The following is a 20,189-nucleotide window of genomic DNA, read 5'->3' as shown; positions in this document are numbered from 1 at the left end:
CAATGGGGTGTTTATGGAACAGTTAGATAAGTCGGATTCCTCTACTTTTGGGTGTGTCGGATAATGGGAGGAGGTCAAAAATTCCATTAATGCGTTCTGCAACTGCATTGGCATAAGGATCGTAAGACTCGGTCATACTACATTTTACCTTTCGTTTTGCAAGTACTTTCTGGTAGTCATCGCAGCAATACTGAAGCCCACGATCCGAGTGGTGTATCAAGGTATTTGTTTTGAAAGAACGATTTTTCAGACCTTGCTTTAATGCGCGGATCGCTCCATCGGCACTAAGAGATGCGGACACATCATGCCCGACTATTTTTTTAGAATAGGCATCGGTTATCAAGGTCAGGTATTGTTGATTTTCACGGTTTCCGATATACGTGATATCGGCTACCCAAGCCTGTTCCGGCTTTGATGGCACAATTCCTTCGATCAAATTTTTGTGCTTATGAAAACGATGGTGTGAGTCTGTCGTTTTCCGATAACTTCTTACCGGTTTTATTAGCAGGTGGTTTGCTTTCATAATTGAAAACAACTTATCTCTGCCTACTCCAATTTCACCCAGCCGTTCCCGCAATAAATAGTAAAGCTTACGTGTGCCCAGGCGGGGCATATGTCGCCTTATTTCATGCACCATAGCAAACACCTGCAAGGCTCTTGCCTGATTGCGCTTTACAGATTGAATACTGCGGTAATAAACCTGTCTGCTTACCCCGAACAAGTCACAGGCGGAAACTATCGTTTCTGTTCCTTCTTGTCGGCTTCGGTCGACTGTTCGGATGAGCATTTTTTTCTGATCGGGATATTGAACTCTTTCTCGGCCAGGTCGATCATCATATCAAACAGAACTGCCTTGCGGTCAGCCCGGTCGACTTGATGCTCTAAAAAGGACTTTTGCTTTTCCAGCAATTTTACCTTGGCCTCAAGTTCAAGAATTTTTTGTTCCTGGCTCTTGGGCATATTCGATGGTATTTGATTCTCCCAATCAAAGGTACCATATTTTTTGAGCCATGTTACAACTGTTTGGCTGCCTTGTATCCCATATTTCTTAGCAGCCTCTCTTGCACTCGTTTCTCCTCGTTCAATTTCTGTGACAACTTGTAATTTAAAGGACATCGAGTAGTCCTTTTGTGTACGCTTAACGTACTGTGAATGTTTTCTTTCTGTCATAACATTACTTTTTGTGTAACGCTATTTCAGGACGAGAAAAGTTTATAAAAAAAGTCGTTTCAAAGAATGAAACGACTTTTTTTAAACTTTTTCTGTTCAGAATTAATTTCCGGCAGGAGCAAAATCATGAACTGTTCCGGCAACATCGCCACCATATTCCATATGGAATGTTCCGGCACAAGCATTGTAAGTACCATTACCTACGCAGTTGTAAGTATTTCCATCACCCATTAAAATCGGTTGAGATGGCATGGTTACGGTACCATTATCAGGATCAAAATCGTAATATGCCAAATCATTGGTCCAATCCCAGAAGTTAGTTATCCAAATACGGTTAGCAACATCAGGATCTTTTGTAATTGTTGTTGCATAAGTTCCATATCCAGCCTCTGTAATTAAGAAATTACCGATAAAATCGTCGATATTGAAAGGACAGAATTTTGTAATTGCAATGCTCAAATTTTCACCGGCAAACACGCCATCATCTGTAGACAATGCTATAACTGCCTCAACCCCTTCTGCAGGGATATTAACGTCTGATACGGTAGCCGTAAACTCACCAACATTTGAATTTGCAGGCACTGTTACTGATGAAGGTATTGAATAAGCATCCGGATCGGCTGATGACAAATCTTCACGAGCCACTAAAGAAAATGTTCTGTCAGTACCAGTGGTTTGCGTTGTGTAGACTTTTACAGTTACATCAGCCGTGCTGTTTTTATTTACAACAACAGCTACTGATTCTCCTTCAAAACCAATATAATTTAAATCAACTGTTTCCGGCATTTCTGTTTCACAACTTGCTAATAGCAGAACAGAAGCAACGAACAGGAAGAAATATTTTATGTTTTTCATAATTCTTAAAATTTTCAATTAAAAAAATCTTGAACTTTCTGCGATGCAGATCCATTCATTACTTATTACCAGAATCAATATTCGGGTTGTTTTGAATCTCATTCTGAGGTATTTCAAATGTCAATCTTGGGTCGTTATATGGAATTGGCTCTCCAACCAGTGATAAGTGATTTGATCCTCGTACAATTGTTGCCTTGTTACGTTTCATTGCCAAATAACTCTTTCCTTCACCCCATAATTCAATTCGGGTTTGCAGGTAAATTTCATCTTTTAAAGCTTGCCCCGACAAACCGTCGATATAACTTGCATCAGCCATACGTTTGCCAACCAGTTCTTTTAAGCTTGCTCGGGCGGCATCTTCCTGGTTCAATTGTGCACAAACTTCAGCATGTAACAAATACATTTCAGCAACACGCATATAAACATAGTCAGTTTCAATGTTACGTTGTCCACCAATTGCTCTGTCAGCAGTATAGAACTTTCCTAAAGGAATCAGGTAATATCCTGAACTTGGGTCACCATAGAACTGTCCTTTTCGCACGTCATTTGCAGGAATAGCATCATACAAGCCCTGGTCGATTGCTTTTCTGTCACCTGCCCACTGATAACTGTAGGTAAATACATCCATTTGTCCCCACCATGAAATAAGGTCAAGACCATTATCTAATGTTAAATCTACACCCCAAATCCATCCTGGAGTACTTACATCTCTAAATCCACCAACTGAGGCATCTCCCATGTAAACAACTTCGGTTGAATCCATAATTGTAAATCCACCGTTATTAATAACATCTTCTGTTAAGGTTTTAGCCGCAGCTAATTTGTCGCCACCCATAGTTGCATATACATACGCCAAAAGACCTTCAGCAACATATTTATTAACTTCATTTTTGGCTGTACGGTTAAAGGTTTCCAACAGATCAATTGCTTCTGTCAAATCTTTCTCCATCAGGGCAAAAACTTCAGCAGTTGTACTTTTTGGCAAGTTAGGTTCTGTTGGATCCGTGTATATTGGAAGAATCTCTTTTGAAGGTTCATACTCCAATGCAAAGAACTGTGTTAAATAGAAATAGCAATAGGCACGTAAGGCTTTTGCTTGCCCCATAAGGTGTTTGTTTTCCTCATTCTCAGGTGTTACATCATTACCACCCAATGCCGAGATAACGGTATTTGCCGAACGGATAAGTCTGTAATAATAACGCCAAGGCATGTAGTTGGTTGTATTGGTATAGTCTGTAGTTTCAGTATACTCAGTGGTTCTACGGTACCAACCATAAGTACTAATTGACAGTGCCATGTCGCTGCACAAAAAGTCACTAAAAATATCATATCCTTTTTGCCCAAAATCATCGTGGCCACCATCACCACCTGTTCCTGTTTCAAACATTAGTGTATAGATACCACTAACACTACCCGCTACAACATCGGGATTATTTGCCGCGGCTTCAGCAACTTGTTCTTCTGATAAAAACTGAGTTGGCTGAACCTCCAAGAAATCTTCTCCACAGCCAGTAATCCCTACGATTAACACGGCCATGAGTGCCAATAAATATATTCTTTTCATAATACTTTTCATTTTTTGTAATTTCAAAATCACTTCTTAGAATTTTACGTTTAATCCCATTGTATAAGTTGTCAACGGATTGTAAGTATACCAATCAGAAGTACCTGTTTCTGACGTAGCGGGGTTGAATCCATCACGAGCAGATAATAAGAACAGATTGTCACCCGAAACAAACAACGTTAATGAAGAAATACCCCATTGTTTTACTAGGCTTGTAAAGTCATAACCTAAACGAACATTATTTAAGTTTAAGTAGTCAGCTTTAGTGATAAAGCGAGTTGAGGTGCTTGCAACATTGGTATCATATCCGTTTGATAAACGAGGAACATTGGTAACATCACCAGGTTTTTGCCATCTGTCAAAAATGTCAGTTGACCAGTTGTTGTTTCCAATAGGATCGTTATCCATAAGAGCTGCATAAACAAAGTCGTATGAATAACCACCTAGGCTATACAGGAATTGTGCGCTTAAAGAGAATTTTTTAACTGATGCATTAACTCGGAATGCTCCGCGAACTTTAGGAATAGAAGATTTTCCAACGTATTTCTGAGTTGCCGAAGAATACGATTTTGTTGTAGTTTGGCTAATCTCATGATCCGGATTTTCTTGCTGGTATTCATATAACGAAGTTATTCCCTCTCCTGCGTCTAATGATCCGTTTTCATTTTCATCGTAATAATCCTGAATCCACATGGTTGTTCCATCTGCAGGATCAACTCCTGCCCATTCTCTTACGTAGAAATCAAATAAAGAATGACCTTGAGAACGTCCAAAACGTCCTGCTATATCAATAACTTTAGGTAATCCTGTAGCAGGGTCAATAGGCATATCAATAAGTTCGTTGTTGAGCATTTCACCATTAAGCGTAATATCAAGAGTATAATCTGAATGACGAATAATGTGCCCTGTAAAGTCGAATTCTAATCCACTGTTACGTAAGCGGCCATCGTTTACTGTAATTAATGCATAACCAACTGAAGGTCCAACTCTTCTGTCAAATACCAGGTTATCGGTATTTTTCACATAATAGTCGATAGAACCATCCAAATATTCACCTAATGCAAATTCAATACCTGTCTGAAACATTTTTGATGTTTCCCAAGTCAAATCAGGGTTACCAACGTCACGAGCCGAAATCGAAATTTCATCGTTCAAGTTGTTAACATTATAGGTATTAATAGCAGGATAAAATCCAACACCTTGTTGTTCACCTACAATACCATAACTTGCTTTAACTTTCAGGTAGTCTAATAACGGCACATTTGCCATAAAAGATTCTTCAGAAACAACCCATGATGCACCAACAGAACCGAAGTTATCCCACTTGTTATCGCCAATAAAACGAGATGTTCCGTCGCGACGAACTGAAGCAGACAAGTAATAACGATTCATGTAGTTGTAGTTAATCTGGCCAAAATAACTTTCCAGATTTACTTCATCGGTATAAGAAGTTGGAGGAGATGAAACAATAACGAAATTGTTTAAGTCATCAATATCAGGATGAACTGCTTTTGATTTACTGGCAGTACTTATTTTTCTCTCCCAGAAATTTGCTTCATGCGCTGCAAGTGCTTCTATAGAGTGATCACCGAATTCTTTGCGATACCTAACTAAATTCAACACATTATAAGTGAACATTTGTGTATCTCTCTTGAAGATAGAACCGCCTTGTCCAGCTGCTGAACCGTAGAACGGGTTGTTCAGACTGTTATATTTACGCAAATAATATTGAGCACCAAAAGTGTTCTCAATTGTTAAACCGTCCATTAGTTTAATATTAAAACTAAAGTTACCGGTAGCCTGGTGCTGGTTTGTGCGGCTTCTGTCGTAATGAGCATCTGCAATCGAGTTGGTTAAAGCTCCAAAAGCACGACCATTACCGTAATCATACTGATTACCGCCAAAAATTGGATCTTCAACAATACTTCCGTCATCATTTCTAAGGAATAATGGGAAAATAGAAGGAATGTTATCCACAAACCAGAAAATACTTCCAGAGTCTGTAGATTGTCCATTATTATTGGTTTCTGTAATTGCATACGTCATTCTTGCTTTGGTGGTTAACCAAGGCTTAATTTCTGTATCAAGATTAATTGCAGCATTATATCTTTCAAAGTCGGAGTTTATAATATAACCCACATCTTTCAAATATCCGAACGAAGTAAAATACTTTGTTTTTTCGCTACCCCCTCTAAATGTAAGGTTGGCTTCTGTGCGGTTAGAGTTTTGAAATCCATAATCTTCCCAGTTCTCCGGATCATACTTTCTTGTAACTCCTGGCAGAACAGTTCTGGTAGCCGGATCAATTAAATCTGCTCCACTCGATACGTTCCACATATTGTATTTTGGGTTAATACCTGAACCTGAGAATAGGTTGTCGTTGGCATATTTAGTCGGATCGGCTACTCCTTCTGCTACACCACGGTTATACATCGATTCCCAACTTAAGCCAATATAATCTTCAGGTGACTTGATTACTTCGTGTCGAGCAATAGCACTTACGTTTACACCGTATTTGATGTCTGCTTCAATAACACTTTCACCCTCCATACCTGATTTGGTTGTAATTAAAATTACACCATTAGCACCACGCGAACCATAAATAGCAGTAGCGGTAGCATCTTTTAAAATGGTAGTGGACTCAATGTCATTCGGGTTAATTGCATTCAGTGATCCGGAATATGGGACACCGTCGACAACGTACAATGGATCACGGTTACCGTTTACCGAACCGAAGCCCCTGATACGAATGGTGGCAGTAGAACCAGGCTGACCTGAAGTGTTAATTACACTTACCCCGGCAACCTCACCAGATAGCGACTGTGAAACATTGGAGATTGATTTGCTTTTAATGTTTTCACTCTTAATTGTTTTTGCAGTTCCAACAAATGACTGCCGTGTAGCAGTACCATAACCTACTACAACAACTTCATCCAAACCAACAAGATCGGCTTCCATAACCGCATCAATTTTTGATCCGCTGATCTCAACTTCCATCGTTTTCATTCCAACAAAGGAGAAAATTAATGATTGAGCATCATTTGGAACTTCCAATTGGTATTGGCCGTCCAGATTCGTTACTGTACCAATCGTGGTACCTTTAACACTTACTGAAACACCGGGTATTCCCATACCATCATCGCCACTGGTTACAGTACCGCTGATACTTTTTACCTGTGCTTCAACCACAAGCATGCCAAAAAAAGCAATGCCAAATAGCATTAGCGCAATTTTTTTCATAGAATAAAATTTATTAATTAGTAAATAACTCACTCACCTTAAATACTCGGAAACAAATTAGTAAAAAAAAACATGAATTAACAAATATTTACACCATTAACACGTTGTGCTACATTTGGTTCACTATTTGATTTTTCAACTCTATATTTCCTCAACTAACTGTAAATCCTTTTGTTATATCCCTTAATACTTTTAGCAAATTTAACTAATGGCAAATAAAATTAGGTGACTTTTGTCATTTTTCAAAGATGTAAAGGCATTTATTTCCAAAAAGTTTTAGTATTCTTTAACAATTAGAAAACTTTTTACACCCGTTTTAATTCAAAAATTTATTTTGGCGTATAAAAGGATTCCACAAAACTTCACAGTTCAAATACCTGCTCTTTTTTTAACACATAAGTTTTAGTCCTTTTTACCAAGAATTTTCTTGCGTTCCCGCTTGTTCATTTCCAGCACTTTAACGTTTCTGGGATGATATACACTATAAGTTTTTGATGAGTTTAAAATTGCACGCTCCCCTGTTTCAGAAATTACAAACTGCGGAATTACAAATGATAACTGTTTGGTAAATAGTGAGTCATGATAGATTAGTAAGAAGAGCTTTCCTGTTTGAGAAGTAACTCTACCAATTTTTTGTCCGGAATAAATTTTTTGCCCGACTTTTAATTGTGCTGACGCAGTATTAATATTATGATAACATATAAGTGTGCCATCGTTGTGCAATACAGTTAAACTGTTATTCCAGGTATGATACCATAAGCGCGAATCGCCATTTCTTTCTTGTTTTGTTATTTCCACAACAATACCGGTTCGGCATGCATATAGTTCCGTGCCTTTGTTTGCTTTAAAGCCTGTTGCCGACCAGGAGTCAATACCTTCAGTTCCCCAGAAACCATCAATACTTTTTACATCAAAAATGGCAACTTCACTTGCAGGCCTAAATGGTAACAAATATGGGAAATCCAGATCAGCATCAGCTGTAGGGTCAGAGCGATATGTTTTAATTTCATAGTGAAACCGGGGCACCTCTGCATCTAAATCACGCTGCAAGGTAAATAAGTCATTGTAGCCTGGAGCAAGCCGTTTTACATATGGCAGTGGTTCGTTAAATGTGGTGTTTTCAATATCACCAAAGTTTATATGCAAAAACAGTGGTACTTCAGCATTATTGTTGGCACTAAATATACAATCTCCTATCCCATTGTAATCGGCCTGCACCTCTACAAATTGAGCCGAACAAATTACCGGGATACAACTTAGAAAAAATAAATAGATAAGTTTTTGAAGCATGGCGTTTCTGTATTGTTACCGACTTAAAAGTAAAAATTAAAATTAGATTACCTTTGGCACATGTATTCAAAAGAAGAATTAAAGCAACTAAATATTAACTTTTGGCAATTGTTTGACAAGCGATGTGGAGGCCATTCTGTTTTAAAATACAGAAGGAGAAAATGGGTGCTGCATAAAACAAAAATTAAAGGGGTTGCTTTACGTTTTGATGTGAATCGCCAGGATGCCAAGGTTCTAATAGAATTAGGAAACAAGAATGAAAACCTACGATTTAAAGCCTATGAGTTTTTAGAAAAATATAAAGTAGTATTGGAAACAGGTTTTGAAAATGGACTTATTTGGGAATTTTACCACGAGCGCGAAGACAGTGGTGCCGAAATTTGCCGGATTTATACCTGCTTACCAAATGTAGATTTTCATCGGCAAAACCAATGGCCTGATATTTTTGATTTTTTTATTGAAAATATGCTGAAACTGGAAACTAATTTTCTTGAAATTAGAGATTTGTTACAAGAGGCATTAAAAAGATAGAATAGTGAAATTACCTGAAAACATAAAAACAGACATTATAAACCAGTGTACATTTTCGGCAAGCAGAAGTGGTGGTCCAGGTGGACAAAACGTTAACAAAGTAAATACAAAAATTGAAGTAAGGCTGGTAATTCAAGCATGTGATTGCTTTTCGGAGAAACAAAAACAACTTATTCGATGTAAATTGAAGAACCGCATTAGTAATGATGATGAGTTGGTTTTATTTGAAAGTAGTGAACGCAGCCAGTTAAGAAACAAAGAAAAAGTTTCCAAACGCTTAATCCTCTTGATTCAGGAAGCTTTAACACCCGTAAAAAAACGAATTAGAACCAAACCTACAGCCGGATCAAAACAAAAAAGATTACTTGGAAAAAAACTTCAGGCACAAAAAAAACAGCTGAGACAAAAGCCCAATATGTAGTGAGATGCCTATTCTTAAGCGCAATACTTGTGTTTGTTAAACACACTTCGAAAACTTTAATTGGTCGTTCTGCAACTATTTCTTTTCTTTGCCTGCTCAAATACCAACAGTAAATGCGAACTATTTTTGAAAAAACAGGACAATTTGTAATTAATGTAGTTGATTGGTTCTATTTTCCTTTTCTGCATTTTCTTCCGCGAGAAATATTTCGTTATGCTGCAACCGGAGGCGCAAACACGCTATTTGATATTACACTTTACTTTATATTTTATCGCTACATTATTAAAATGCAGATTATTGAATTGGGTTTTGTAGCTATTAGTCCGCACATTGCTGCGTTTTTGCTGGTATTCCCGATAACATTTAGTACCGGTTTCTTTTTGGCAAAATATGTAACTTTCACGTCTTCAGAGCTTAAAGGCAGAATTCAACTCTTTCGTTATCTGCTTACTGTTGGCGGTTCTATTGTGCTTAATTATGTATTTCTGAAGTTTTTTGTTGAATATTGTGGACTATACGCAACCTTGTCAAAAATACTAACCACTTTACTTGTAATTATTTACAGCTACCTGGCTCAACGGTACTTTACTTTTAAAACAGGAAAGAAACTTCTTGCTATGCGCACAAAATCGTAATTTTTTTTTTGAGCCGATTGAATGTATTTTTACTGATTATAGTATATTTATTATTTGTATGAAAGAGTACCCTAATAAATATTATCCAACCATTCTTCAGGGCATTCACCTGGTTATTTTATATATTTTTATTCAAACCATTGTGGATTTTCCGCTCGCTGTAATTGATTATTACAAGGATACAGAATATTTATATCACCCAATAAAAAAAATAGCTCTTGGCGTAGGTTCAGTAGTTTTTATTCTTATCTATGGTATAAAAAAAGCCAAGGCTCCTGTACTTCATATTTTCCCGATAAAACTTTTTAATCCGCTGGTTATTATTCCTGTGGTTACCTTTTTATGGGGCGCCCATAATGTTTTGGAAGATGTTAACATCTGGGTAGAAAAAATGATTCCTGCCCCAGCATGGTTTTGGGAATTGTTTAACCGGATTTTTGAAGGCGATTATGGTTTTTGGGGTGCTTTTATGAAGGTAGCCGTTATTGCACCAATTGTGGAAGAGTTAATATTCAGAGGATTAATTTTTAATGGTTTCCGAAAAAATTACAACGGTTTTGTTGCTGTTTTTATGTCGGCCTTGCTGTTTTCGCTTTTTCATCTTAACCCCTGGCAAATGCCAGCCACTTTTGTGCTCGGTTTACTATTGGGATGGCTTATGTTGCGCACAAACAATATTTTTGTTGCCATTATTGGTCATTCAATAAACAATGCTATGGTTTTGCTTGCAGTAACCTACTGGCAATCAATTCACGAATACTCCATTTACTTGTTAGAACGAGATGAATTACTAATACTGAGTGCCTTGGTAATGGCGCTTTCGATTGTGCTAATTTATTTTACAAGTATTCCCTGGTTTCGCAAACACCGATAAAACAGGGCCATTCATCGAAAATAAAAATCAACACAACAGTTTAAAATTATTTTTACACTGTTTTAATAAATTACTGAAATATGGATATCCTTCTCATCGTTTTAGGTTCAATTTTTATTATTAGTGGAATACTTGGTTGTGTTTTACCAGTAATTCCCGGCCCCCCCTTAAGTTACATTGGTTTATTGTTGCTACACTTCACCGAACGATATGATTTTTCCAATAAATTTTTAATTATCTGGGCCGTTGTAACAGTTGTGGTTTACACACTCGACTATCTGATTCCGGCCTGGGGAACTAAAAAATTTGGAGGAAGCAAACGCGGAGTATGGGGAAGCATAATTGGACTGGTCGTTGGTTTGTTTTTCTTTCCTCCATTCGGCATAATTATAGGGCCGTTTTTAGGAGCGGTAATTGGCGAACTTACTGCCGGAAAAGAATCAGGGGCAGCGTTAAAATCGGGATTCGGTTCTTTTATGGGATTTTTGGCCGGTACCCTCCTAAAACTAATTACCTCAGGAATGATGACCTGGTATTTCATCAAAGAACTTATTTTTTAAAAATAATAATAAACAATCTGTGGTTTATAATATATCCACAGCATTTTAGTTTATACTACCAAATACATTGTTAATAGTAATACTTTTGTTGTGTGGCAAAAAAGAAAGCAAATACAACTACCCGGAAAAAAAAACCGGTGAGCAGCAAAAAAGGCAAATCAAAAAAGAACAGTAAAAAATATCCTGTACTTAATTTAATTCTTAAGGGCGGAATAGTTTTGTTTTTATTAGGTTGTCTGTTTTTTATCCTGGTTTTTTTGGGCGTGTTAGGTCCGGTTCCGTCTAAAACACAACTGCAACAAATTAATAACCCACTGGCATCAGAAGTGTATTCAATAGATGGCAAAATACTTGGGCGTTATTATGTTGAGAACAGAAGCTATGCAACGTTTAACGAGATTTCTCCAAATGTAATAAATGCGCTTATTGCTACTGAGGATGCACGTTTTTACGAACATCGTGGCATTGATGAGATAGCCTTGGCAAGAGTTCTTTTTAAATCTGTTTTATTACAAAACGATGCTGCTGGTGGCGGAAGCACCATTAGCCAGCAAATTGCAAAAAACCTGTTTCCCCGGGGTAATTACGGGCCCCTTTCGATGCCCGTGAACAAGCTTCGCGAAGCAATTATCGCTTATCGGCTTGAGCGCATTTACAGCAAACAGGAAATACTGGCCTTGTATTTAAATACAGTTCCTTTTGCTGAAAATATTTTTGGAATTGAAGTAGCTGCAGAACGTTTCTTTTCAAAATCGCCCAGAAATTTGCAAGTGCATGAAGCAGCTGTTTTGGTCGGAATGTTAAAAGCAAATAACTATTACAACCCGCGAACGCATCCGGAACGCGCCATTGGCCGCCGCAATGTGGTAATTGATCAAATGGCAAAATACAATTACCTTACTGCTACCGATGCAGCCAAATACAAAGAGAAACCTTTGGGTATGCATTATCGCCTGATTTCTTATAACCAGGGACCAGCACCTTATTTTCTTGAAATGCTAAAGCCACAATTAAAAGAATGGTGCGCGAACAACCATAAAAAAGATGGTGAGCCATATAATTTGTATACCGACGGATTGAAAATAACCACAACTATTGACTACAACCTGCAACGATATGCACAGCAATCGGTTAAGGAATACATGAAAAATTTGCAAAAAGTTTTTGATAACCATTGGAAAAACCGGGACCTGTTCAGGGAATACCCGGCGATTCTTAAAAGTGCAATTCAAAATGCAAATACCAGTAAAACTAGTTATAGTGAAGAGCTTAAAAAGTATTCAGCAAAAACACATGCCACGCTGTTTACCTGGGACGGGATTAAAAATGCGGAGGTGTCACGACTCGATTCATTAAAGCACTACCTAAAAATGTTAAATGCCGGATTTATTGCTGTCGATCCGCACACCTCGCACTTAAAAGCCTGGGTTGGCGGAATTGATTACCGCTTTTTTAAATACGACCATGTTACTGCGCCGCGACAAACCGGATCAACATTTAAACCCTTTGTTTATCTGGCGGCTTTGGAAGAAGACATTTCTGCTGATACCTATTTTATCAATCAACATAAAATTTATACAGAATACAAAGACTGGGCGCCACGAAATTCGCACAACGATTACGGAGGTTACTATACAATGAAGGGGGCCCTGGCAAAATCGTTAAATACCGTATCAGTTGAGGTATTATTGGAAGCAGGAATCGATGCAACAATTGATATTGCTGAAGATCTGGGTATTTCTTCCGAATTACCCGACTATCCTTCTTTGGCATTAGGTGTTGCTTCTGTATCGTTACAGGAAATGGTTGAAGCATTTGCAGGCTTGGTAAACGATGGCAAACCTGTTGAAATAAATTACCTGCTGCAAATAGCAGATAAAAACGACAATGTACTCGAAACTTTTTCATACGATTTGCATGACAAACCGGTTGTTTCTCCTCAAAACTGTCGGGCTGTTATAAACATGATGGAAGCTGTTGTTGATGAAGGTACAGGTAGAGGCATTCGAACAATTTATAAAATTCCGGGCGAGTTTGCGGGCAAAACCGGCACTACCCAAAATAACTCCGATGGGTGGTTTATTGGGATAACTCCCGATCTTGTTACAGGATGCTGGGTAGGGGCCGATGATCCGCGCGTACATTTCAGAACCACAACCTATGGACAGGGCGCATACATGGCGTTGCCTATTGTGGGCAAATTTTTTCATAAAACGTACCGCGATAAAAAGTTTGAACATTTTAAATACAGCACTTTCCAAGATCCGGAACCTGACTTGCTTGCCATGCTGAGTGAACCTGATTATAAAGAAGTGCTGGATATTGAAAAGCATGATTTCAATTTTGCAAGCATCTTCAAAAAGAAAGAATCGGGTGATTTAAAAGACAGACAGGATGCCACCCCCAAAGAGAAAGAAAAAGGTCAGATATGGAAGAAGATTAAGGGGATTTTTAGTAAAAAAGACAAAAAATAGTGTTTAAGCAAACCGGTCGTCGGAACGTTGAATACTCGGCAAATCATCATTTTTTGAGTCTAACCAGCCACTTACTGCATCAGGACGGTTATCCACTTGCCGGAAAAACGGTTTAATATCGATAAGTGGTGTTCCGTCCAACATATCGGCACCTTTGAACCAGATTTTATTACCTTCAATTTTTATCAAATCAACTGTTGACATGCCAATTGGCGACGGGCGTTTGGGCGATCGTGTAGCAAAAACTCCGTGCTCCTTGTCGTCCATAAAAGGTTTTACTTTTAGTTTATAGCCATCAACCCGGTGAAGGTGGTAAAGCAAAATCAAATTTGAAAAACCTTCGAGACCTTCCAAAGCCTCTGCTAATTGCGGTTCCAGCTCGATTACGCCAGTGTACTCTTTTGCTCCAACCGATTGAATTGGAATATTGGCAATAGTTTTATGAGGTGTTGAAATTGTTCCGATTCTACTCAGTTCTACTTTTTCTAATTCTTTCATAACCTGTCTTTTGAACTCATGCTCAAAATAGGAAATAAAAACGACGTAGCTATTGCAAATTTTTTCTTTTCCGCAGGGTAAAATATTTTTTAATTTTTACTTAAATTAGCAACCTTATTCGGGATGTAGCGCAGTCCGGTAGCGTACGTCGTTCGGGACGACGGGGTCGCAGGTTCAAATCCTGTCATCCCGACAACATGAAACCTTTCCGCTTTGCGGGAGGGTTTTATTTTGGGAAAAGTTCGATGTTAATTGAAACGAAATTCCAAAAAGAAAGACGCTTCGAACGCAGTGAGAGAAAGATTTTAGGTTGAACTACCCTACTCATTTAGGATTCATTTTCTATAAATCCTGTCATCCCGACAAACAGAAAAGTCTTTCACTTTAGCATAAGGATTTTTGTTTAGTGCTGATTTTATAATCAAAATAAAAACGTACAAGTTAAGGAAGGTATTCATTCATTTTTCTGCGGTAATTCATAAACAAAAAGAATAAACCAACTCAAAAAATAGGAAATCCCCTACCGGCAAATAGGTTTTAGCCTGTAGCAAAACATCATTCAAGAAGCTAATTTTAGAAAAACCAATTGATGATCAAAAATGAGTACAACATCCAGCAGTAATCATCCCTCAGTTTTAATTTTAGCAGACTTCTCTGATGGCAGTTGGTATGCCGCATCTTTTGCAATGCAATATTTGTATAATGGAAAAGCTCCAATCACAATAATGCAAACATACCAAAGTCCGGGTTGGGGACATTTTATGATGAGAAAATTAAGTCATCATTTAAAGAAAATTTCAAAAAACGAGCTGAAAGCACTAAAGCATAAATTAGTAACACATTTTAAAATAGACAAACGAAAGGTAAACACCTTAAACATTGAAGGTGAGCTTAATTTCGTTTTAAGTTATATGCCAGATTTTGAGAATCAATACAATATGGTTTTATCTACATACAGTTCGTTCAATGAATCGTGTAACAGGCAAAACGGATGTCTCCAGAAAATAATTGACACCGCCAAAAACCCGATTTTCATTATACCCGAAAAATTTGAAGGTGGAGATACGAAGAAAATTTTGTTTGTGGTTGATAGTGAGAAGGAACCCAAAAACCATTTGTGCGCTCAGCTGGCAGAAATATGCAATAAAACACAATCATCACTTGAAATACTCCGGATTGAGAAACAAAAAGACGAGAATTTTGGAAAACCAACGTGGAATTACCAGGATAATTTTGAAGGAATCAGCATTGCCACCAGTTTTATTCAACACCATTCAAAATGCAGAGGAATAAATAGTTACCTGCAAAATACAAACCGAGATTTAATTGTAATTGACCATGCATAAAACAATAGCAACAGCCTAAAACAATTATCATTTAGCACAATCAATATGGAAACAAAGGAATATAGTATTTTAGCACTCATTGCTCCCAATAGCGAAGGCCAAACTGTTCTGAAAGAAGCATTGTATTTGCAAAGCACACTGCATGTAAAGCTGGTGATTTTAAATGTAATTAAAGAAGCTGGCTTTTTTGAACGAAATTTTCAGGCGCAGGCTCAGGAGGAAACATTAAAAAATGCAAGAGAGGAGTTAAGTGGTTTTGTAAGGAAGAATTTGGGTGGAGAAATCCCCAACAATATTATTATTTCTGCAAGGGCCGGCAATCCGGTTGAGGTTTTACTGGAAAAATCCAAAACAGACGGACTTGAATTTCTTCTTATTGATAAAAGTAAAAGCAATTACCAAGGGGCACTGAATAAGGAGCAAATAAACGAATTAATAAGCCGTTCAAAATGCCCGGTACTCGCTGTTAATAAAGACTTTGGTGTTCCCAAAATTAAAAACATCGCAATTCCAATAGACATTACTCAATCGACTAAAAAACGGCTTTTGTGGGCCACGTTCTTAGCTAAAAAACACCAGGCAAAAGTTACTATTTTGTCGGCACTAAAGGCAAACATCAGCGAGACCAAGAGTCTTGCACTAAAAAATGCCCGCAAAATACAGAGCATCCTTTGGGATCAAAATATCGAATGCGACATTAAAATTTTAAAAATGCAGAATCAAGAGTCGCACGAGCTTATTCTAAAATATATTCACGAAGAAAAACCGGAATTAGTAATAATTCGAACGCATCAGGAATCAATATTTGCCAACACCAGTATCGGACGATTTGTCTCAAAAATCGTTCACGGAAGCAATTTTCCGGTATTCACGGTAAACTATACTGCCAATCCCGCAGATTCATTCTTTTTATAACAAAATAAAAAGTATAAATTCGAACTCTTGTATAATAATCGAAAACAAACTAACGGTATTGATGTTAAAATGCACAGAACGTTAAAATTTGTTGAAATCAAGTGCTAAAAAATGTTAATGTTACTTGCTAATTTAATGAACATCTTATCTTCAGAATTTGAGACATTCTATAAAATAAAATGAATAATAATAACACTAGGACAGGCAAACTCATATCCATTCAGGACTCGTTGGTAAAAGTTAGGTTTTACGACAATGTAATTATGGGTGAAACGGCCAATGTAATTGTAGATGATAAATCATTACAAGCCGAAGTATTACAAATTGATCCCGACCCAAAAAATGCGGATGCAGGGATTGCTGAAATGCAGGTTTTTGAAGATTTAACCGGAGCAAAAATTGGCGACCCGGTTGAGTTTACGGGAAAGCCGCTTTCAGTGCTATTGGGTCCCGGACTATTAACCAGTATTTGGGATGGACTTCAAAACCCCTTGTACAAATTAGGTGAACAAGATGCCTATTTGGTGCCCGGGATGAAGGCTCCGGCGCTTGACAAAGATAAGCTTTGGGAGTTTACACCTTCGGTAACTGCCGGCGACTGGGTAAAAGGTGGCGATGCTATTGGAACCGTACCTGAAGGCCGCTTAAAACATAGTATTTTGGTGCCTTTTAACTTTGGCAAATGCAAAGTTGAAAGCATTATCGAAAAAAAGGAAGTTAATATTGTTCAAACGGTTGCTGTAATTACAGATAAGCAAAACGTAAAACACGAGTTGCAGCTTGCATTCCGATGGGCAGTAAAATCCCCTATCCCATTTAAAGAACGGGCTATTCCAAGTAAAACTATTTCTACCGGAGTGCGGGTAATTGACTTGCTGGCACCGGTTAGCTACGGCGGAACAGTTGGTAACCCGGGGCCTTTTGGAGCGGGCAAAACCGTGCTTCAGCACTCTTTGTGTAAATATGCCTTAGCCGATATTATTATTATGGCCGCTTGTGGAGAACGCGCCGGTGAAGCAGTTGAAGTTTTTAAAGATTTTGCCGAACTGGAAGATCCTTCAACAGGAGACTCGTTGATGAACCGGATGTGTATTTTTGGAAACACCAGTTCGATGCCTGTTGCAGCTCGCGAGGCGAGTGTATTTATTGCACTTACAGTTGGCGAATATTATCGATATCAAGGTTACAGCGTTGTTCTGCTGGCCGATTCAACTTCGCGCTGGGCACAAGCTCTTCGCGAGCGTAGCGGCCGCCAGGGTGATATTCCCGGACCAGAGGCTTTTCCGATGGACATTCCCGATCAAATTAAAGGGATGTACCAACGAGCAGGTGCCGATCAGGGCACAGGCGGATCTTTAACTTTTATCGGAACAGTATCTCCGGCAGGTGGAAATTTCCAGGAACCGGTTACCCAGGCAACCATGGATGCCACCGGTGGATTCTGGGGATTGTCGCAAGATAGAGCCGATGCAAAAAAATATCCGGCCATAGATCCTTTGGCCTACACATCATCGGTTTACGATAGTTTTATTTCGTGGACTGATCGGAATAAAATGTTGCAAACGCTGAACGAAACAAATGGTATCGATCAAACAATAAGTACAATTGGATTAAAAAAGGTTCCGGTAGAAAAATACATCTTATACCAAAAAGGACTAACAATCGATTTTTGTGTGATGCAGCAAAATGCATTTCATAAATTAGATGCCTGTACCCGTCCCGAACGTCTTATTGTTATTAATGATGCGGTTCAGAAACTTATTGATAGTTCGGTTAATTTTGCTCAGGAAGATAAGGAAGATGAAGAAATTAAAGAGATTGTTAAAGCAAAATTTGATGAGCTACGCCAGTGGTGGAGAGACTGGAATAGCACAGCACAAAGTGTAGATGAAATGGCTGAGCTTCCTCAAAAAGTTGAACAATTTATTTTACAAGAAGAGAACGAACTATGATACGAAAAGAAATTAATAGAATAAGTGAAGTTGGTAAAGCACTGATTTCTGTTGAAGGAAATCCGGGTGTTGCACTAAATCATGTGGTTGAACTGTTGGAGGCAGGAACAAACCAGAGCCTTTCGTTTGCCAAAGCCATTAATATTACCGAAGACTCAACACGTTTCCAGGTATTTAACGGAACCCAGGGATTAAGTACACAAACTAAAATCCGTATGCACGAGGTTCCCCTTGCTGCAGGTTTTTCGTATAACATGCTCGGCCGTAGTTTTGATGGTGTTGGTGATGTGGCTGACGGTGGCCCCGATATTATCTTCGAAAAGCAAATATCTACTCGTTTAGATACATTAAATCCAACCGTACGCCTGGTTCCCAAACAACCGCTTTGGACAGGTATTCCAATGATTGATGTTTTTAATACACTGGTAAAATCACAAAAAATTCCAATTTTTGCAGGCCCTACCGAGCCCTACAATCGTTTGCTTTCGCAAATTGCACAGGGCGCACAGGCCGATGTAATTATTTTTGCCGGTATCGGTTTAAAATTCGATGAATACCATTATTTCAAAGAGCAGCTTTCGCAATCCGGAAATATTGACAAAACGATTATGTTTACGCACCTTGCCGGCGACTCGCAAATTAAAGGTTTAATGCTGCCCAACGTAGCTTTAAGTGTTTCGCGCGAATTTGCCGATCAGGGAAAAGATGTATTGGTGCTCTTAACCGATATGACCAACTGGTCGAATATTTTGCGTAACGTTGCTAATTACCAGGATCAGATTCCATCCTTGCAGGGTTATCCGGGATCCTTGTATTCAGAATTGGCAAAACGCTACGAAGTTGCTGCAGATATTGAAGGTGCCGGTTCGATAACAATTATTGGAGCCACAACATTAGAATCGCTTGAAGACCCCGTTCCTGATAATACCGGTTACATTACCGAAGGACAGTTTTTCCTTGAAAACGGAAAACTGAAACTGGCAAGATCGCTTTCACGTTTAAAGCAGCAGGTAAATGGCGATACCCGAGACGATCACCGGCCGATAATGACAGCAATGGCCTCGTTACTTGCCGATGCTGAAAAAGCATACGAAGCAGCTGAAGTTGGTGCCGCAAACGACGCATTTTCGCAAAAACTGTTGCGTTATCGCGAAGATTTTATTAGTAATTTGGAAGAACCGTTTGGTGAATCAATAGAACTGGAAGCCGCATTGGATAAATGCTGGGAAATTTTAAAACGTCATTTTGAACCAACCGAAACAGGTTTGAGTAAAAAACTGATCGAACAATACTGGAATTAACCAATAATCAGCAAAAACAGATGAAACAAAATAAAGAAAACCTGGAAGGAATTGTATCCAAACTCAAAGAACAGGGAATTAACGCCGGAGAGGCAGAAAAACAGCGAATTATTGAAACGGCAAAACAGCAGGCCGAAAAATTAATAGCAGATGCCGAATCAAAAAGCAAGGCTATTATTGAAGAAGCGGAAATTAAAGCTGCCCAGGCACAGAAAAATGCAGAAAAAGCTATCTCACAGGCTTTTCGCGACATGATTGAAGCCACTAAAATTGCCATTTTAAAACATTTAAAGTCAGTCTTCGGAAAAGAGTGTAAAACCTTATTCAGCCAGGAAGAATACCTGAAAGAGCTGTTAAAAGTGGTTATCGACTCCATATCGGGTAAAAAATCAATAAAAGTGCCGCCCGAAATGCAAAAAGAAATGGAAGCTTTCTTATTAAAAGAAGCTCTTACGGAAGAGGTAACCTTAAAACCTTTATCGGCCAGCAAAGCCAAAATAAAGGTAAAATCAACGGATAAAGAAGGCATTAGCTTTGTGGTGAGCTCAAAAGAAATTGAGGCG

General features: G+C 38.4%; 18 protein-coding genes and 1 tRNA gene. 12 read left to right on the top strand and 7 right to left on the bottom strand.

Features of this window, described 5'->3' with window-relative positions:
• Positions 1 to 22: 22 nt before the first annotated feature.
• The 6 genes from QZ574_RS18965 to QZ574_RS18940 all read right to left on the bottom strand — a co-directional run bounded on the left by QZ574_RS18965 (position 23) and on the right by QZ574_RS18940 (position 8,119).
• Positions 23 to 787: an IS3 family transposase gene (locus QZ574_RS18965; RefSeq protein WP_297092497.1), complete on the bottom strand. Its 765-nt coding sequence runs from the start codon at positions 785 to 787 to the stop codon at positions 23 to 25.
• Positions 736 to 1,170, bottom strand: a complete 435-nt coding sequence (locus QZ574_RS18960) for a helix-turn-helix domain-containing protein (protein WP_297092495.1) — start codon at positions 1,168 to 1,170, stop codon at positions 736 to 738. Before QZ574_RS18960 ends, QZ574_RS18965 begins: the two co-directional genes overlap by 52 nt.
• 102 nt (positions 1,171 to 1,272) lie before the next feature.
• Complete coding sequence (locus tag QZ574_RS18955; protein ID WP_297092494.1) at positions 1,273 to 2,025, bottom strand: hypothetical protein; 753 nt, start codon at positions 2,023 to 2,025, stop codon at positions 1,273 to 1,275.
• 58 nt (positions 2,026 to 2,083) lie between these two features.
• Positions 2,084 to 3,589, bottom strand: coding sequence for a RagB/SusD family nutrient uptake outer membrane protein (locus QZ574_RS18950; RefSeq protein ID WP_297092492.1), 1,506 nt, complete (start codon positions 3,587 to 3,589; stop codon positions 2,084 to 2,086).
• Positions 3,590 to 3,625: 36 nt separating this feature from the next.
• The gene (locus tag QZ574_RS18945) at positions 3,626 to 6,829 is read right to left on the bottom strand and encodes a SusC/RagA family TonB-linked outer membrane protein (RefSeq protein WP_297092489.1); all 3,204 of its coding nucleotides are present in this window, start codon (positions 6,827 to 6,829) and stop codon (positions 3,626 to 3,628) included.
• A gap of 402 nt (positions 6,830 to 7,231) precedes the next feature.
• The gene (locus tag QZ574_RS18940; protein ID WP_297092487.1) at positions 7,232 to 8,119 is read right to left on the bottom strand and encodes a M23 family metallopeptidase; all 888 of its coding nucleotides are present in this window, start codon (positions 8,117 to 8,119) and stop codon (positions 7,232 to 7,234) included.
• Between the two features lie 60 nt (positions 8,120 to 8,179).
• Between QZ574_RS18940 and QZ574_RS18935 the strand changes: the two genes are divergently transcribed.
• From QZ574_RS18935 to QZ574_RS18910, 6 genes are all read left to right on the top strand, one after another.
• Positions 8,180 to 8,650: a DUF4268 domain-containing protein gene (locus QZ574_RS18935; RefSeq protein WP_297092485.1), complete on the top strand. Its 471-nt coding sequence runs from the start codon at positions 8,180 to 8,182 to the stop codon at positions 8,648 to 8,650.
• 4 nt (positions 8,651 to 8,654) lie between these two features.
• Positions 8,655 to 9,071 (top strand): alternative ribosome rescue aminoacyl-tRNA hydrolase ArfB, encoded by a 417-nt coding sequence (arfB, locus tag QZ574_RS18930; protein WP_297092483.1) that lies wholly within the window; start codon positions 8,655 to 8,657, stop codon positions 9,069 to 9,071.
• 113 nt (positions 9,072 to 9,184) lie between these two features.
• Positions 9,185 to 9,706 carry a GtrA family protein gene (locus QZ574_RS18925; protein ID WP_297092481.1) on the top strand — a complete coding sequence of 174 codons (522 nt, stop codon included), beginning with the start codon at positions 9,185 to 9,187 and terminating at the stop codon, positions 9,704 to 9,706.
• 58 nt (positions 9,707 to 9,764) lie between these two features.
• Positions 9,765 to 10,580, top strand: coding sequence for a CPBP family intramembrane glutamic endopeptidase (locus QZ574_RS18920; RefSeq protein WP_297092479.1), 816 nt, complete (start codon positions 9,765 to 9,767; stop codon positions 10,578 to 10,580).
• Positions 10,581 to 10,660: 80 nt separating this feature from the next.
• The gene (locus QZ574_RS18915) at positions 10,661 to 11,140 is read left to right on the top strand and encodes a DUF456 domain-containing protein (RefSeq protein ID WP_297092477.1); all 480 of its coding nucleotides are present in this window, start codon (positions 10,661 to 10,663) and stop codon (positions 11,138 to 11,140) included.
• Positions 11,141 to 11,232: 92 nt separating this feature from the next.
• Complete coding sequence (locus tag QZ574_RS18910; protein WP_297092475.1) at positions 11,233 to 13,614, top strand: transglycosylase domain-containing protein; 2,382 nt, start codon at positions 11,233 to 11,235, stop codon at positions 13,612 to 13,614.
• A 3-nt stretch (positions 13,615 to 13,617) separates the two neighbouring features.
• Here the strand turns inward: QZ574_RS18910 and tsaA are convergent, their stop codons facing one another.
• Positions 13,618 to 14,112 carry a tRNA (N6-threonylcarbamoyladenosine(37)-N6)-methyltransferase TrmO gene (gene tsaA / locus QZ574_RS18905; RefSeq protein ID WP_297092473.1) on the bottom strand — a complete coding sequence of 165 codons (495 nt, stop codon included), beginning with the start codon at positions 14,110 to 14,112 and terminating at the stop codon, positions 13,618 to 13,620.
• 119 nt (positions 14,113 to 14,231) lie between these two features.
• Between tsaA and QZ574_RS18900 the strand changes: the two genes are divergently transcribed.
• The 6 genes from QZ574_RS18900 to QZ574_RS18875 all read left to right on the top strand — a co-directional run.
• Positions 14,232 to 14,305 (top strand) — tRNA-Pro (locus QZ574_RS18900).
• Between the two features lie 406 nt (positions 14,306 to 14,711).
• Entirely contained in the window at positions 14,712 to 15,458 is a 747-nt protein-coding gene (locus QZ574_RS18895; RefSeq protein WP_297092471.1) for a hypothetical protein, read from the top strand.
• A gap of 45 nt (positions 15,459 to 15,503) precedes the next feature.
• Positions 15,504 to 16,373, top strand: a complete 870-nt coding sequence (locus QZ574_RS18890) for a universal stress protein (protein ID WP_297092469.1) — start codon at positions 15,504 to 15,506, stop codon at positions 16,371 to 16,373.
• Between the two features lie 179 nt (positions 16,374 to 16,552).
• Complete coding sequence (locus tag QZ574_RS18885; protein WP_297092467.1) at positions 16,553 to 18,325, top strand: V-type ATP synthase subunit A; 1,773 nt, start codon at positions 16,553 to 16,555, stop codon at positions 18,323 to 18,325.
• On the top strand, positions 18,322 to 19,626 hold the full coding sequence (locus QZ574_RS18880) for a V-type ATP synthase subunit B (RefSeq protein WP_297092465.1): 1,305 nt from the start codon (positions 18,322 to 18,324) through the stop codon (positions 19,624 to 19,626). Before QZ574_RS18885 ends, QZ574_RS18880 begins: the two co-directional genes overlap by 4 nt.
• A gap of 20 nt (positions 19,627 to 19,646) precedes the next feature.
• A partial coding sequence (locus tag QZ574_RS18875) for a hypothetical protein (protein ID WP_297092463.1) occupies positions 19,647 to 20,189 on the top strand: 543 nt, incomplete at its 3' end.

This window comes from uncultured Draconibacterium sp., assembly GCF_913063105.1.
In the GTDB taxonomy this organism is placed as follows: domain Bacteria; phylum Bacteroidota; class Bacteroidia; order Bacteroidales; family Prolixibacteraceae; genus Draconibacterium.
Note: the sequence above shows the minus strand (reverse complement) of the source record. Positions and strands in the feature narration are given on the sequence as shown.

Coding starts and splice junctions, on each gene's coding strand:
- QZ574_RS18960 (WP_297092495.1), bottom strand. CDS start 1,170: ATGACAGAAAGAAAACATTCACAGTACGTTAAGCGTACACAAAAGGAC.
- QZ574_RS18945 (WP_297092489.1), bottom strand. CDS start 6,829: ATGAAAAAAATTGCGCTAATGCTATTTGGCATTGCTTTTTTTGGCATG.
- QZ574_RS18940 (WP_297092487.1), bottom strand. CDS start 8,119: ATGCTTCAAAAACTTATCTATTTATTTTTTCTAAGTTGTATCCCGGTA.
- QZ574_RS18955 (WP_297092494.1), bottom strand. CDS start 2,025: ATGAAAAACATAAAATATTTCTTCCTGTTCGTTGCTTCTGTTCTGCTA.
- QZ574_RS18935 (WP_297092485.1), top strand. CDS start 8,180: ATGTATTCAAAAGAAGAATTAAAGCAACTAAATATTAACTTTTGGCAA.
- QZ574_RS18925 (WP_297092481.1), top strand. CDS start 9,185: ATGCGAACTATTTTTGAAAAAACAGGACAATTTGTAATTAATGTAGTT.
- QZ574_RS18890 (WP_297092469.1), top strand. CDS start 15,504: ATGGAAACAAAGGAATATAGTATTTTAGCACTCATTGCTCCCAATAGC.
- QZ574_RS18920 (WP_297092479.1), top strand. CDS start 9,765: ATGAAAGAGTACCCTAATAAATATTATCCAACCATTCTTCAGGGCATT.
- tsaA (WP_297092473.1), bottom strand. CDS start 14,112: ATGAAAGAATTAGAAAAAGTAGAACTGAGTAGAATCGGAACAATTTCA.
- QZ574_RS18950 (WP_297092492.1), bottom strand. CDS start 3,589: ATGAAAAGAATATATTTATTGGCACTCATGGCCGTGTTAATCGTAGGG.
- QZ574_RS18915 (WP_297092477.1), top strand. CDS start 10,661: ATGGATATCCTTCTCATCGTTTTAGGTTCAATTTTTATTATTAGTGGA.
- QZ574_RS18965 (WP_297092497.1), bottom strand. CDS start 787: ATGCTCATCCGAACAGTCGACCGAAGCCGACAAGAAGGAACAGAAACG.
- QZ574_RS18895 (WP_297092471.1), top strand. CDS start 14,712: ATGAGTACAACATCCAGCAGTAATCATCCCTCAGTTTTAATTTTAGCA.
- QZ574_RS18885 (WP_297092467.1), top strand. CDS start 16,553: ATGAATAATAATAACACTAGGACAGGCAAACTCATATCCATTCAGGAC.
- QZ574_RS18880 (WP_297092465.1), top strand. CDS start 18,322: ATGATACGAAAAGAAATTAATAGAATAAGTGAAGTTGGTAAAGCACTG.